Here is a 14,085-nt window from a genome sequence, read left to right on the forward strand (position 1 = left end):
ATGCTGCTTCGTGATCTGATTGAGCACGCGGCAGCGCGCTTTGAAGCCGCGGGAATTGATTCGGCAGAAGTAGACGCGCAATTGCTTGCGGGTCATGTTCTGGGTCTTAGTCGCGGAGCAATTCAAGCCGAGGTGATTAGGGGAGCAGAGCTCACCGAAACCCAAACTGACGAACTCAATAATCTTTATGGTCGTCGCCTCGCGCGCGAACCGCTGCAACACATCACCGGCAAAGCACATTTTCGCAATCTTGAACTCGAGGTTGGCCGTGGTGTTTTCATTCCGCGACCTGAAACCGAGTTCGTCGCTCAATTGGCGATTGACGCTATTCGCCAGGTGGCACAACCCGAACCAATCGCGGTTGACCTAGGCGCTGGCTCAGGTGCCATTGCACTTTCGATTGCAACCGAAGTTGTCAACTCAAAAGTATTTGCGGTTGAAAAATCAGAGCAAGCTTTTGAGTTCACCAGCCGCAACTTTGCAGCCTACAAAGACTGCGGCGCAGCGCTTATCCTGGGTGACCTTGCTGATGCCTTTAATGAACTCAACGGCACAGTTGCAGTTGTAGTTTCAAACCCGCCATACATTCCAATCGATGCCATTCCACGCGATATCGAGGTGCGTGACTTTGACCCAGCTCTGGCGCTTTATGGCGGCGAGGAAGGCATGGACGTTATTCATCACGTCTCGGCAACGGCTAAGCGACTGCTTTACAGCGGTGGTTCGCTGATTATTGAGCATGCCGACTCCCAAGCCGATCAAGTGGTTCAACTACTATTGGCAGATGGATGGCGTCAAGTTCGTTCGCACCGAGATTTAACGGGCCGCGATCGTGCAGTCACCGCAATTAAGTAATTAGTTCAGAAAGCGAGGGGCAAAAATGGAGCGCATCTACGATTGCTCAGTCGACACTGATCTGCTTACCGGCATGCGCCTAGCCAAAGTGGCCGCGGGTCGCGACGAACTTGTGGTGTTGCCAACCGACACCGTTTATGGCATCGGATGCAATGCCTTCAGCCCAAAAGCAGTAGAGGCGTTGCTCGCCGCGAAGGGTCGCGGTCCTCAGTCGCCACCTCCCGTGCTGATCCCAAACATTGCCACCATGCACGCACTTGCTGAATCGGTGCCTGTAATCGCTCAAAAACTTGCCGAAACTTTTTGGCCCGGCGCGCTCACCATGATTTTGCGAGCCCAACCTTCGCTGCAGTGGAACCTAGGGGAGTCCAAGGGAACCGTTGCCCTGCGAATTCCAGACCACAAAATCGCACTGGCCCTGCTTGAAGAAGTAGGCCCAATGGCAGTTTCGAGTGCCAACCTAACCGGCCTACCGGCAGCAGCAACTTGCCAGCAAGCCGAGGCTTATTTGGGTGCTTCAGTAAAGGTTTACCTTGATGCCGGCACCAGCCCGAAAGGCGAAGCCTCAACAATTCTTGACCTAACCAACATCACCGAAACCTTCGACGAAGAAGGCAACGCAATTTCAACCGGCAGCATCAAGATGGTTCGTCGCGGTGCACTTAGCGCCGACCGAATTCGCACCGTAGTTGGCGACCTGTTAGAAGAGGCTGCATAAAGTGCGCGCATATTTGTTGATCATGCTGATTTCCGCAGTGGTTTCATTCATCGGCACATTTGCAACTCTCAAAATTTCGCACCGCTACAAGCTTTATCCGCAGATTCGCGCCCGCGATGTGCACACCCGCCCAACCCCGCGCCTTGGCGGCATCGCCATGTTTGTGGGCTTTGCCGTTGCACTTATTTTCGCCGGTTCCCTCGGATGGTTCCGCAGTGTGTTTAGCGACCCAATTCACATCCTGGCAATTTTGGCTGCCGCTGCACTCATCACGGTGATTGGCTTTCTCGACGATCTTTATGACTTGGACTGGAGCCTCAAACTTGCCGGCCAGTTCGTTGTCGCAGGAATTCTGGCCTGGCAAGGCGTGCAAATTGTTTCGCTGCCAATTGGTGGGCTAACCATTGGAAGCTTCGGCATCTCGTTTATCGTCACCGTTTTTCTAACCGTGCTGGTAATGAACGCCGTGAACTTCATTGATGGCTTGGATGGCCTTGTGGCCGGCGTGGTGTTAATTGGCACCCTGGTGTTCTTCACCTACAGCTACCTACTGGCCCAGCAGACCTCGCCAAGCAACTACTTCAACCTGGCTTCGCTTATTTCGGCCATCGTGATTGGCATGTGCCTCGGGTTCTTGCCGTTCAACTGGCATCGCGCCAAAATCTTCATGGGCGACTCAGGGGCAATGTTGCTTGGGCTGCTAATGGCAACCTCGGCGCTCACCGTCACCGGGCAAATTGATCCGCAGCAGGTAAACCGCGGTGAATTGGTGCCTGCATTCATTCCACTGATTTTGCCGCTCGCAATTTTGGTTTTGCCACTGCTTGATTTTGGCCTAGCGGTGTTCCGTCGCTTGCGTGCCGGCAAATCTCCGTTTGCCGCCGACCGCCAGCACATTCACCACCGCCTTCAAGACTTTGGCCACTCTCACCTAGGTTCGGTGCTGGTCTTTTATATCTGGACCGCCGTGATTTCACTTTCTTGCCTGTTGGTTTTCTTCTTAGAAGCCTGGGCTGTGGCGTTGTTCTTCATTGTTGGCATTGCTGGCGCACTGCTTTACACCGTTTGGCCAGTTCTCAAGAGGAGAGTAAATGTCGAAAGCAATTAACGGCTTGTTTCGTCGCGTGCTGATTCAAGGTTCGCTACTAACCGCGACCATCGCAATCATCGGCGGCGGCATTGGTTTTGCCGTGGCCGGCCAACCGGGTCTAATCAGCGCACTTATCGGTGCAGCATTGGCCCTAGGTTTCGTCTCTCTCACCGCGCTCAGCGTGTGGCTCGGTGGCAAATTGCCACTGGGTGGTTTCTTCGGATTAGTGCTCGGCGGCTGGATTGTTAAGTTGGTGGCCTTCATCCTGGTGATTGGTGCTCTAAAAGGCGCAGACTTCATCAACGGACCAGTTTTGTTTTTCACTTTGGTGGCTTCAATTTTGGGAACCTTGGCCGTGGATTCTTTGGCTTTTCTGAAAGCTCGAATTCCTGTGGTTGGCGACTGATAAAAAATCGCAAAAAAATTAGCCGATGGCGCTAAAACCGTGATTTGGCGGGGTTCGTGCTGTTAGGATAATCGCAAGCGTCAGGGAACTTTAGATGCTTAAATCGCACTGTAAATCGCCGCAAGGCTTTAACACCTTGCCCCGAAACAGGAGTACACGACGCTGTTTACTACCGCACTGAACCTGCTAAACGTAGCAGCCAGCACCGAGGAGTCGGGCGGTGGCTTCCACGCCCCTTCAATCATGGAGTTCTATCCAGAGATTTTGGCTTTTGAAGGCACTCCTTTTGCGCTGAACCGAATCATGCTGATTCGTTTGCTAGTGCTCTCACTTCTAGTAGTCGTTTTCTGGCTTTGGACTCGCAAGTTCCAGCAGGCCAACAAGACCAAGACTTTCGTTCCTGGCAAATTCCAGCTGATGGGTGAAATTTCACTCAACTTTGTGCGCAAGAGCATTGCCCACGATCAGCTTGGCGAAAAAGACGGCGACCGCTTCTTGCCGTTGCTAACCACAATCTTCTTTGTAACTTTGGGCATGAACATCACGGGCATTATCCCGGGATTGAACATCGCTGGTACTTCAGTAATCGGTTTGCCAATCGTGATGGCGCTCGCCGCTTATGTCACCTTCATCTACGCGGGAATCAAGAAGCACGGCGTTGGCTTCTTCAAGGCGTCACTGTTCCCAGCCGGCGTTCCGCCAGCCTTCTACATCTTGGTGACTCCAATTGAGTTGCTTTCAACTTTCATTCTTCGCCCGGTTACCCTGGCTCTTCGTTTGACCATGAACATGATTGCTGGCCACTTGTTGCTAGTGCTTTGTTTCTCGGCAACTCAGTTCTTCTTGTTCAACGCCGAAGGTGCTTTCAAGCTTTTCGGTGCCGGCACATTCGTCTTTGGGTTCGCATTCACACTCTTTGAGTTGTTGGTTGCGTTCTTGCAGGCATACGTTTTTACTCTGCTGACCACGGTCTACATTCAGTTGGCCCTATCAGACGAGCACTAAAGATCTGACAACCGTCAGCTCTAAACCACGGAAGGGAAATACAAAGTGGACGTTACTAACATTGCCGAACTAAGCGGCAACCTAGCAGTTATCGGTTATGGCCTAGCAGCAGTTGGTCCTGGCATCGGTGTGGGTCTAGTTGTTTCAAAGACCATCGAGTCAATCGCACGCCAGCCTGAGTTGGCTGCAAAGCTTCAGGTCACCATGTGGCTTGGTATCGCATTTACCGAGGCGCTAGCGCTTATCGGTCTTGCAACCCCATTCATCTTCGGTTAATCAGTCAGGATCTAAACCATGATTTCAAAGATTCTTATCGCAGCGGCGGAGGGTGAGGCAGCGCCTAACCCACTTTTGCCAGCTTCGTATGATCTTTTGTGGTCGTCGGTTGTCTTCGTAATTCTGCTGGCTTTCTTCTGGTTCAAGGTTCTTCCGAACTTCAAGAAAACTTTGGATGCACGCACCGAAGCGATCGAAGGTCGCCTCGAAGCTGCTGAAAAAGCACAAGCTGAAGCTGCAGCAAAAACTGCAAACATCGAAGCCGAGCAAGCAGAGGCACGCGCCGAAGCTTCAAAGATCCGCGAAGAAGCTCGCGCTGAAGGCGCAGTCATTTTGGCTGAGCTTAAAGAGCAGGCAGCTTCAGAGGCAGCTCGTCTAACCGCTACCGCGAAGGCTCAAATTGAAGCCGAACGTCAGGCAGCACTTATCTCGCTTCGTGCAGAGGTTGGTTCACTCGCAATCGATCTAGCATCAAGCGTTGTAGGCGCCAGCCTAAAGAACGACAAAGTCGCAAGCGGCGTAGTTGACCAATTCTTGGCCGACCTCGAAGCAAGCGACAAGGCAGGCAAGAAGAACTAATGGCCAGTTCAACCAGGCAGTCAATCGTCGCAGCCAAGGCAACGCTAACCCCGTTGCTGGCTACGGCAGATCTTAAGTTCGCAGAAGAGTTGTTTGCAGTCGGCGCAGCCGTAGCATCTTCAACTCAGTTGCGCAGCATCCTCTCGGACCCTTCCGCCGAGGCTGCCGCAAAGTCAGGTGCTCTTGTTGCCGTATTCGGCAAGAACCTGTCAAAGACTGCGCTTGAGTTTGTGACTTCACTGGTTGGGCTGCGCTGGTCAACTGGCCAAGACTTGGTTTCAGCATTTGAGCAGCTGGCTGTATTTGCAGTCTCAGCTATCGCAGCCGAAAACAAGAACCTGGCCAAGGTTGAAAGCGAGCTTTTCGCTTTTCAATCTGCAGTTGATTCAGACCAAGAACTTCAGTTTGCGCTGGGCGACCAACTAGCTAGCGAAGAGGCAAAGCTCAAGTTGGTTGAAGCACTAACCAAGGGCAAGGTCACAGCAGAAGCGGCAACACTTATTCGTCGCGCCATCACCGGTGCACGTCGTCGTCGCGTTTCAGTAGTTCTTGAACAGTTTGGCAAGCAGGTTTCAGAGTTCGCTCTTCGCCTAGTTGCCACTGTCACAGTCGCAGCACCAATTAGCGCAAGCCAGTTGCAGCGACTAGAAGCGGTTTTGGCAAAGTCATACGGACAGAGCCTCAAGCTAAACGTTGAGGTTGATGAAAACATCCTTGGCGGAATCAAAGTGCAGGTTGCCGGCGAGATTCTTGATGGCAGCCTCAGCTCACGTTTAACAGCAGCAAAACTTCAGCTCGCTTAATTGCAAGCAAAGACAACCGGGTTTACCCAGAAGCAAAGGATAAGAGATGGCAGATCTGAAAATCAGCCCGAACGAGATTCGCGACGCTCTAAAGGACTTCGTAAAGTCTTATGAGCCAGCCAAGGCGTCACGCGCCGAGGTAGGTCACGTAATCGATGCCGGTGACGGTATTGCTCACGTTGAAGGTCTGCCTAGTGCAATGGCTAACGAATTGCTTAAGTTCGAAGACGGCACTCTGGGTCTTGCCCTGAACCTCGACGAGCGCGAGATCGGTACCGTTGTTCTTGGAAACTTCGAAGGCATCGTAGAGGGCATGGAAGTGCACCGCACCGGTGAAGTTCTTTCTGTTCCAGTTGGCGACAACTTCTTGGGTCGCGTTGTTGACCCGCTGGGTAACGCAATCGATGGTCTAGGCGACATCAAGGCCGAGGGTCGTCGTGCTCTTGAGCTTCAGGCTCCTGGCGTTATGGCTCGTAAGTCAGTTCACGAGCCACTTCAGACCGGCATCAAGGCAATCGACGCCATGATTCCAGTTGGTCGTGGCCAGCGTCAGCTAATCATTGGTGACCGTCAGACCGGTAAGACTGCGATTGCTATCGACGCAATCATCAACCAAAAAGACAACTGGAAATCAGGCGACGTCAAGAAGCAGGTTCGCTGCATCTACGTTGCAATCGGTCAAAAGGGTTCAACTATTGCTGCTGTAAAGGGTGCTCTAGAAGAAGCCGGTGCAATGGAGTACACCACCATCGTGGCTTCTCCTGCATCTGACCCAGCAGGTTTCAAGTACCTAGCTCCTTACACCGGTTCTGCAATTGGTCAGCACTGGATGTATGGCGGCAAGCACGTTCTGATCATCTTCGATGACCTTTCAAAGCAGGCCGAGGCCTACCGTGCGGTTTCACTTCTTCTACGTCGTCCACCAGGCCGCGAGGCTTACCCAGGTGACGTGTTCTACCTTCACTCACGTTTGCTAGAGCGTTGTGCAAAGTTGAACGACGAACTTGGCGGCGGCTCAATGACTGGTCTTCCAATCATCGAGACCAAGGCAAACGACGTTTCTGCATACATTCCAACCAACGTGATTTCGATCACCGACGGTCAGATCTTCTTGCAGTCAGACTTGTTCAACGCAAACCAGCGCCCTGCGATTGACGTAGGTATCTCGGTTTCTCGTGTTGGTGGTGCGGCTCAGGTTAAGGGCATCAAGAAGGTCTCAGGAACCCTGAAGCTTGAACTTGCTCAGTACCGCGCACTTGAGGCATTCGCAATGTTCGCTTCGGACCTAGATGCAGCTTCACGCCAGCAGCTAGCCCGCGGTGCACGTTTGATGGAGCTTCTAAAGCAGCCTCAGTACTCACCATATTCAGTTGAAGACCAGACCGTTTCAGTTTGGGCTGGTACCACCGGCAAGCTAGACGAGGTTCCGGTTGAAGATGTATTGCGTTTCGAGTCAGAGCTTCTTGACTACTTGCGCCGCAACACCAAGATTCTGACCACCATTCGCGAAACCAACAACCTTGAAGGCGACACAATTGCCGAGCTAGACAAGGCTGTTGCCAAGTTCAAGAAGAGCTTTGCTACCAAGGGCGGCGCACCACTAGCTTCAGCTGGCGATGCAACCGTTCTTGACGAAGACGAAGTTGGCCAAGAAAAGATCGTTAAGCAGAAGAAGGCTCCTGCAAAGAAGCCAGCCGCTGCAAAGAAGAAGTAATTCTTCTAAAAACATCTATTCAAACAACCAGATTTAGAAAGCGAGGAGGGAACCATGGGAGCACAACTGCGTGTCTACAGACAGAAAATTAAGTCTGCACAGACCACCAAGAAGATCACTCGCGCCATGGAGCTGATCTCCGCATCGCGCATCTATAAGGCTCAGCAGCGCGTTGCTGCTTCGGCGCCTTACTCACGTGCTGTAACTCGTGCGGTTTCTGCTGTGGCAACTTTTTCTAACGTTGACCACCCGCTAACCACCGAGCCGGCTCGCATTGATCGCGCTGCAGTAGTTATCTTCACCTCAGACCGTGGTCTTGCTGGTGCGTTTTCATCAAACGTGCTGAAAGAAGCAGACCAGCTGGCCAACTTGCTTGAAAGCCAAGGCAAAGAGGTTGTTTACTACCTAGTTGGCCGCAAGGCAGTAGCTAGCTTCAACTTCCGTCGTCGCGAGTCTGTAAAGCAGTGGATCGGTGGCTCTGATTTGCCACAGTTCGACACCGCTAAAGAGATTGCCGATGCAGTAGTTGCAGCTTTCAACACCGATTACGCAGATGGCGGTGTTGACGAGATTCACCTAGTGTCAAACCGCTTCATCTCGATGATCGCTCAGGTGCCTGAAGTTGTTCGCCTTTTGCCTCTTGAGGTTGTTGAGGGTGTCGAAACCCCTGACGCGTCAGAGGTTTTCCCGCTTTATGAGTTTGAACCAGATGCACTCAAGGTTCTAGACGCACTGCTTCCGGTTTACATCGAGAGCCGAATCTTCAATGCAATGTTGCAATCTGCAGCTTCTGAGCACGCAGCTCGCCAGAAGGCAATGAAGTCAGCTACCGACAACGCCGACAAGCTCATCAAAAACTACACCCGCCTGTCAAACGCAGCGCGTCAGTCAGAAATTACGCAACAGATTTCCGAAATCGTTGGTGGAGCAGACGCACTGTCTGTTGTCGACGACCAGGACTAAGAGAAGGAAAGAGACATGGCCGAGACCAAGAAGAAGGCAGCAGCTACTGCAGCCGGCACCGGGCGCATCGCGCGCGTTACCGGTCCAGTTGTTGACATCGAGTTCCCGCACGATGCCATCCCTGCTATCTACAACGCGCTCACAACCGAGCTCGATGTAGCTGGCGAGAAGACCACTCTTACTCTTGAGGTTGCTCAGCACCTCGGAGACGACCTAGTGCGTGCGATTGCTCTGAAGCCAACCGATGGTTTGGTTCGCGGCGCAACCGTTTCTGACACTGGCGCTCCAATCTCAGTTCCTGTGGGCGATGTCACCAAGGGCCACGTATTCAACGTGACCGGTGAAGTTCTAAACGCTAAGCCAGGCGAAAAGATCGAAGTTAAAGAGACTTGGTCAATTCACCGTCAGCCTCCTGCGTTCGACCAGCTTGAGTCGAAGACCACCATGTTCGAAACCGGCATCAAGGTTATCGACTTGCTTACCCCTTATGTTCAGGGTGGAAAGATTGGTCTTTTCGGTGGTGCCGGTGTTGGTAAGACCGTTTTGATTCAAGAGATGATCTACCGTGTGGCAGAAAACCACGACGGTGTGTCTGTGTTCGCCGGTGTTGGTGAGCGCACTCGTGAGGGTAACGACCTAATCGACGAAATGACCGAGTCTGGCGTTATCGACAAGACCGCACTGGTCTTCGGCCAGATGGATGAGCCACCTGGCACGCGTCTTCGCGTTGCACTTTCAGCACTGACCATGGCGGAGTACTTCCGCGATGTTCAGAAGCAGGACGTGCTGTTGTTCATCGACAACATCTTCCGCTTTACTCAGGCAGGTTCAGAGGTTTCAACACTTCTAGGCCGCATGCCTTCTGCTGTGGGTTACCAGCCAAACTTGGCAGATGAGATGGGTCTTCTTCAGGAGCGCATCACATCTACCCGCGGTCACTCGATTACCTCACTTCAGGCAATTTACGTGCCTGCGGATGACTACACCGACCCAGCCCCGGCAACCACATTTGCCCACTTGGATGCAACAACCGAGCTTTCTCGTGACATTGCTTCTCAGGGTCTATACCCTGCGGTGGACCCACTGACTTCAACCTCTCGCATCTTGGACCCTCGCTACATTTCGAAGGACCACTACGAGACTGCAACTCGCGTGAAGTCAATTCTTCAGAAGAACAAGGAACTTCAGGAAATCATCGCGATTCTTGGTGTTGAAGAACTTTCAGAAGAAGACAAGATCACAGTTTCACGCGCCCGTCGCATCCAGCGCTTCTTGTCACAGAACACTTACATGGCTACCAAGTTCACCGGTGTTGCTGGTTCAACAGTTCCGCTTAAAGACACAATTGAAGGCTTCTCGGCTATTGCCCGCGGTGACTTCGACCACGTTGGTGAGCAGGCGTTCTTCAACCTTGGTGACATCAACGATGTTCTCAAGGAATGGGACAAGATTCAGAAGCAGAGCAAGTAATTATGTCTGTAAAGACTCTTCACGTTGAACTTGTAGCTGCCGACCAGGCCGTTTGGTCTGGCGAAGCCAAGATGGTTGTTGCAAAGACTGTCGAAGGTGAAATCGGTTTGCTACCTGGTCACGAGCCAATGCTTGCAATTCTTGGCAACGGTGAAGTGCGCATCACTCTAGCCGATGGCGAATCAATCAAGGCCAGTGCCGAAGATGGTTTTCTGTCAGTTGAGCACGACGTAGTAACCGTGGTTGCTCGTCACGCTGCACTGATCTAAAGATTCTTAAATAAAAAACCCGCTCGGTTGAGCGGGTTTTTTATTTAATTCGAAGTCAAAACCTATTCGGTGCGAGTTGGGTGTTCTGGGCGCTCGCGACGGTTTGCCGCAGGAACCCACTTAACATCGCCACCGTGCTTGATGTTGGCATAGCGAGCCAACACAAACAGCAGGTCGCTTAGCCGGTTGAGGTATTTTGCCGCAATCACATTCACGCCACCATTTGGGTGGCCCTTCTTGGCAGGCTCAGTGCCATAAGCCTCAATGGCGTGCCAGGTTGCACGCTCGGCGCGACGAACCACTGTGCGGGCCAAGTGCAAGCCTGCAGCTAGTCCAGAGCCACCAGGCAAGATGAATGAATCAAGTTTGCCCAGGTCTGAGTTGTATCTATCGATGGCAACCTCTAGTGCGTCAATCCAAATGGCATCCACTCGAAGTGGCTCATACTCATACGCTTCGTTCAGTGGGTTCGATAGGTCGGCACCCAAGTCAAAAAGGTCATTCTGAATCTGTGAAAGCAACAGCAATGTGTCGGCATCGAATTCATTTTTAGCCAGGGCAACCGCAACGCCAATCGCCGAGTTGGCCTCGTCAACATCGGCATATGCTTCGATGCGCGGGTCGGTTTTGCGGGTGCGTGAAAAGTCGCTTAAACCAGTCATGCCTTCATCGCCGGTTCGGGTATAAATTTTTGTGAGTTTGACCATGGCACCAGTCTAGGGCGATGGCAAATAGGCTAAAGCCATGTTGTTTTTGTTGCCGCCTTCTGAAACCAAGGCTCCGGGCGGCAAGGCAATCACAATTCATCAAGCGGCCCAAACCTTTGGCGCACTGAACCCAGCCCGGCTCGAAGTGCTGCAAAAACTGGGGGATAAGTCACTAGATACAGCGCCCACAATGCCAGCCATTCAGCGCTACACCGGCACTCTTTATTCAGCCATCCATGGCCGCGGTCTCAAGGGCACTCCGACCGAACACAATCAACTAACCGCGGATGAGTTGAAGCTTGCCAAGCAACACGTATTGATTCAGTCGGCATTGTTCGGGCTGATCGCGGCAACCGATCTGATTCCGGTTTATAAATTAGCTCCAAACAAACTACTTAATGGGCTAAACCTAAAAACCCATTGGAACGCCGCTCACGCGCCAGTGTGGCCGCGGCTTGCCAAGGGGCCAGTCATCGACCTGCGCTCTAAGGCCTATGCCGAACTAGCTCCGCTGCCAACAACGCTCGAAGCATTCGAGGTCACTGTTTATGTTCAGCGCGAAGACGGGAGTCGCGAGCAGCTGAATCACTTCAACAAGAAGGCCAAGGGGCAGTTAGTGCGTGCAGCGCTCACCGCAAATAAGTTTCCAGAAACCATCGCTCAACTCAAAGCCGCAGCTAAAAAAGCAGGCCTTGTGCTCGAGCAAGAGGGCAGATCACTGATTCTGATTACAACCTCAGCAACCTAATCCGCTAGCTAAGTTGCTTGCGCCTAAAGCAGCCCGGTGCGTGATCATTGACCATACCAATCGATTGCATCATGGCATACATGGTGGTCGAGCCAACAAACTTGAAACCGAGTGACCGCAGTTCTTTGCTGAGTGCTTCAGATTCGGCTGTCGTGGCCAACCATTCAAAGTTTTTTGCCGGTTGCGTGCGGCGCGATTTTGCTGGGGCGTGTGCCCAAACGATGTCACTGATTGAGCGACCTTCTTTTTGCAAATCGATGACCAATTGGGCACTTGCGATGGTGTTCAAAATTTTGGCTCGATTGCGGATGATTGATGCATCGCCCATAAGCCGTTCAACATCGGCTTCCGTGAACTTCGCCACCTTGCGGTAATCAAAGTTTTTGAACACTCTTTGAAAATCTGAACGACGGCGCAGAATGGTGATCCACGAAAGACCCGCCTGAAAACCCTCGAGACATATCTGCTCGTAGATTTCTTGATCGCCAACGAGCGGCACACCCCATTCGGTGTCGTGATACCGAATGTAGGTCTCATCGTTGCCGGGCCAGGGGCAGCGGTCAACCATTAGCAACCAATCCTTCATGCGCCAATAGCCAACGCTTGGTCGGCAAGCCTTCACCACCCGAGTATCCGGTGATTTTGCCGTCGGCGCCCAGCACCCGGTGGCAGCCAATAATCAAAGGCACTGGGTTTGAGCCAACAGCACCACCAACTGCGCGCACCGCCTTTGGGTTGCCAATGCGCTGGGCAATTTGCGCATAGGTGATTGATTCACCAAAACCAACCTTGGCGATTTCGCCCCAAACAGCTCGTTGAAAATCGGTGCCGCCAAGAGAAACCTCGAAATCAAGTTCAGTGCGCTTGCCAGCAAAGTAGCGCTCTAGTTGCTTGCGCGCTTCACCAAGCACCTTGGCCTTGCCGCTGTCTGCAATAGGGTCACCGCACATCTCTATAAAGACAATGCGGTTGTCTCGGGCAAAGAGAGCAATTGGCCCGATAGGAGAGTTAAAAGAAAGGTTCGCGTCAAATTCCTTATTTCTCAAAATAGTTTTGGGATCCATAGGAATTTGACGCGAACCTTAATTTGTGGAGAACTACATCTTCTTCCAGGCGTGATCTAGCGCGCCTCGCAGAATCTGCTCGATCTCGTTGAATTCATCGCGGCCAATGGTTAGCGGTGGAGCAAGCTGAACCACAGGGTCGCCGCGGTCATCCGAGCGGCAGTACAAGCCCTCTTCAAACATGCGCTGAGACAAAATGCCACGAAGCAACTTCTCTGACTCTTTGTCGTTGAAGGTTTCGCGAGTCTTCTTGTCTTTTACAAGTTCGATGGCAAAGAAGTAGCCTTCGCCGCGAACGTCACCAACAATTGGCAAGTCCTTCAGTTTTTCAAGGGTCTTGCGGAACTGCTTGGTGTTGCGCTGCACATTGCCAACCAAATCTTCTTCATCGAAGATGTCTAGGTTTTCAAGAGCAACCGCACATGAAACCGGGTGGCCACCATAGGTGTACCCGTGTGGGAACAGAGTGGTGCCGTGCTTGAACGGTTCGAAGAACTTTTCACTCATCAACAACGCACCAATTGGGGCATAGGCCGAAGTCATACCCTTGGCGCATACCAACATGTCTGGCTCGAAGTCATAAAGGTTCGAAGCAAACATGCTGCCAACGCGACCAAAACCATCGATAGTTTCATCCGCAACCAAAATCACGTCGTACTTGTCGCAAATTTCGCGAACCCGCTTGAAGTATGACTTTGGTGAAGTGAAACAACCGCCAGAGTTTTGAACTGGTTCCAAGAAGAACGCAGCAACTGTGTCTGGGTCTTCAAACAGAATCATTTCTTCAACGCGGTCGGCCGCCCAAGTGGCAAATTCCTCTTCGGTCTTGAAGTCATCCTGAGCGCGGTACCAGTTAGTGTTTGGCACTCGGAAGGTTGACGGTACCAAAGGCTCAAATGCCTTCTTCATTGATGGAATGCCAGTGAGCGAAAGCGCACCGTGCGATGTGCCGTGGTAGGCAACCGCGCGAGTGAGCACCTTGTGCTTCATAGGCTTGCCCTGGAGTTTGAAATATTGCTTCGCCAACTTCCAGGCGGTTTCATTGGCCTCGCCACCACCGGTGGTGAAGAACACACGGCTCATATTCTTTGGAGCATATGAAAGCAGACGCTCAGAAAGTTCGATGCCTGGCTTGTGTGCGTGAGACCAGAGCGGAAAGTAATCCAACTCTTTCATTTGTTTGGCGGCAGCCTCGGCCAGTCGTTCGCGACCGTGACCAGCGTTCACCGAAAACAGACTAGAAATACCGTCAAAGTATTTCTTTCCGTTTTGATCCCAGAAGTGGTGACCCTGAGCGTGAGTAATTATTGGAATTTCACCCTTAGCCGTATAGAACGGACTGTGGCGGGTGAAGTGAAGGAACATGTTGTCTTTTGCAGCTTGCTCCAACTGTTTTACTGTTGCCTCTTTGCCAGCTT

General features: G+C 52.2%; 17 protein-coding genes. 13 read left to right on the top strand and 4 right to left on the bottom strand.

Going from position 1 to position 14,085, the window contains the following annotated elements:
- The 12 genes from prmC to Q0L28_RS01935 all read left to right on the top strand — a co-directional run bounded on the left by prmC (nt 1) and on the right by Q0L28_RS01935 (nt 10,148).
- Nucleotides 1–855, top strand: a complete 855-nt coding sequence (gene prmC, locus Q0L28_RS01880; protein WP_296630814.1) for a peptide chain release factor N(5)-glutamine methyltransferase — start codon at nt 1–3, stop codon at nt 853–855.
- A 25-nt stretch (nt 856–880) separates the two neighbouring features.
- On the top strand, nt 881–1,573 hold the full coding sequence (locus Q0L28_RS01885) for an L-threonylcarbamoyladenylate synthase (RefSeq protein ID WP_296630816.1): 693 nt from the start codon (nt 881–883) through the stop codon (nt 1,571–1,573).
- Between the two features lies 1 nt (nt 1,574).
- The gene (locus Q0L28_RS01890) at nt 1,575–2,681 is read left to right on the top strand and encodes an MraY family glycosyltransferase (protein ID WP_296630820.1); all 1,107 of its coding nucleotides are present in this window, start codon (nt 1,575–1,577) and stop codon (nt 2,679–2,681) included.
- A complete protein-coding gene (locus Q0L28_RS01895; protein ID WP_296630823.1) occupies nt 2,665–3,069 on the top strand; it encodes a hypothetical protein in 405 nt (134 codons plus the stop codon). The genes Q0L28_RS01890 and Q0L28_RS01895 overlap by 17 nt, the downstream gene beginning before the upstream one ends.
- A 243-nt stretch (nt 3,070–3,312) precedes the next feature.
- Nucleotides 3,313–4,074: a F0F1 ATP synthase subunit A gene (gene atpB / locus Q0L28_RS01900; RefSeq protein WP_366843392.1), complete on the top strand. Its 762-nt coding sequence runs from the start codon at nt 3,313–3,315 to the stop codon at nt 4,072–4,074.
- A gap of 45 nt (nt 4,075–4,119) precedes the next feature.
- Complete coding sequence (gene atpE / locus Q0L28_RS01905) at nt 4,120–4,350, top strand: ATP synthase F0 subunit C (RefSeq protein ID WP_296630825.1); 231 nt, start codon at nt 4,120–4,122, stop codon at nt 4,348–4,350.
- A gap of 18 nt (nt 4,351–4,368) precedes the next feature.
- On the top strand, nt 4,369–4,929 hold the full coding sequence (locus Q0L28_RS01910) for a F0F1 ATP synthase subunit B (RefSeq protein WP_296630827.1): 561 nt from the start codon (nt 4,369–4,371) through the stop codon (nt 4,927–4,929).
- Complete coding sequence (locus Q0L28_RS01915) at nt 4,929–5,732, top strand: F0F1 ATP synthase subunit delta (RefSeq protein ID WP_296630829.1); 804 nt, start codon at nt 4,929–4,931, stop codon at nt 5,730–5,732. The genes Q0L28_RS01910 and Q0L28_RS01915 overlap by 1 nt, the downstream gene beginning before the upstream one ends.
- Before the next feature lie 46 nt (nt 5,733–5,778).
- Nucleotides 5,779–7,446: a F0F1 ATP synthase subunit alpha gene (gene atpA, locus Q0L28_RS01920; RefSeq protein WP_296630832.1), complete on the top strand. Its 1,668-nt coding sequence runs from the start codon at nt 5,779–5,781 to the stop codon at nt 7,444–7,446.
- A gap of 54 nt (nt 7,447–7,500) precedes the next feature.
- Nucleotides 7,501–8,409: a F0F1 ATP synthase subunit gamma gene (locus Q0L28_RS01925; RefSeq protein WP_296630834.1), complete on the top strand. Its 909-nt coding sequence runs from the start codon at nt 7,501–7,503 to the stop codon at nt 8,407–8,409.
- Between the two features lie 15 nt (nt 8,410–8,424).
- Entirely contained in the window at nt 8,425–9,879 is a 1,455-nt protein-coding gene (atpD, locus tag Q0L28_RS01930) for a F0F1 ATP synthase subunit beta (protein ID WP_296630836.1), read from the top strand.
- Nucleotides 9,880–9,881: 2 nt separating this feature from the next.
- Nucleotides 9,882–10,148 (top strand): F0F1 ATP synthase subunit epsilon, encoded by a 267-nt coding sequence (locus tag Q0L28_RS01935; protein ID WP_296630839.1) that lies wholly within the window; start codon nt 9,882–9,884, stop codon nt 10,146–10,148.
- Between the two features lie 62 nt (nt 10,149–10,210).
- Here the strand turns inward: Q0L28_RS01935 and Q0L28_RS01940 are convergent, their stop codons facing one another.
- Complete coding sequence (locus Q0L28_RS01940) at nt 10,211–10,855, bottom strand: cob(I)yrinic acid a,c-diamide adenosyltransferase (protein ID WP_296630842.1); 645 nt, start codon at nt 10,853–10,855, stop codon at nt 10,211–10,213.
- 37 nt (nt 10,856–10,892) lie between these two features.
- Between Q0L28_RS01940 and yaaA the strand changes: the two genes are divergently transcribed.
- A complete protein-coding gene (yaaA, locus tag Q0L28_RS01945; RefSeq protein ID WP_296630844.1) occupies nt 10,893–11,603 on the top strand; it encodes a peroxide stress protein YaaA in 711 nt (236 codons plus the stop codon).
- Nucleotides 11,604–11,607: 4 nt separating this feature from the next.
- On the opposite strand, the gene Q0L28_RS01950 is transcribed toward yaaA, so the two are convergent.
- From Q0L28_RS01950 to Q0L28_RS01960, 3 genes are read right to left on the bottom strand one after another with little or no spacing between them, the layout of a single operon-like run.
- Nucleotides 11,608–12,189: a DNA-3-methyladenine glycosylase I gene (locus Q0L28_RS01950; RefSeq protein ID WP_296630847.1), complete on the bottom strand. Its 582-nt coding sequence runs from the start codon at nt 12,187–12,189 to the stop codon at nt 11,608–11,610.
- Nucleotides 12,164–12,667, bottom strand: a complete 504-nt coding sequence (locus Q0L28_RS01955) for a methylated-DNA--[protein]-cysteine S-methyltransferase (RefSeq protein WP_296630850.1) — start codon at nt 12,665–12,667, stop codon at nt 12,164–12,166. The genes Q0L28_RS01950 and Q0L28_RS01955 overlap by 26 nt, the downstream gene beginning before the upstream one ends.
- Before the next feature lie 33 nt (nt 12,668–12,700).
- A complete protein-coding gene (locus tag Q0L28_RS01960) occupies nt 12,701–14,032 on the bottom strand; it encodes an aspartate aminotransferase family protein (RefSeq protein ID WP_296630909.1) in 1,332 nt (443 codons plus the stop codon).
- Nucleotides 14,033–14,085 lie beyond the last annotated feature (53 nt).

Source organism: Rhodoluna sp., assembly GCF_024639375.1.
In the GTDB taxonomy this organism is placed as follows: Bacteria; Actinomycetota; Actinomycetes; order Actinomycetales; family Microbacteriaceae; genus Rhodoluna.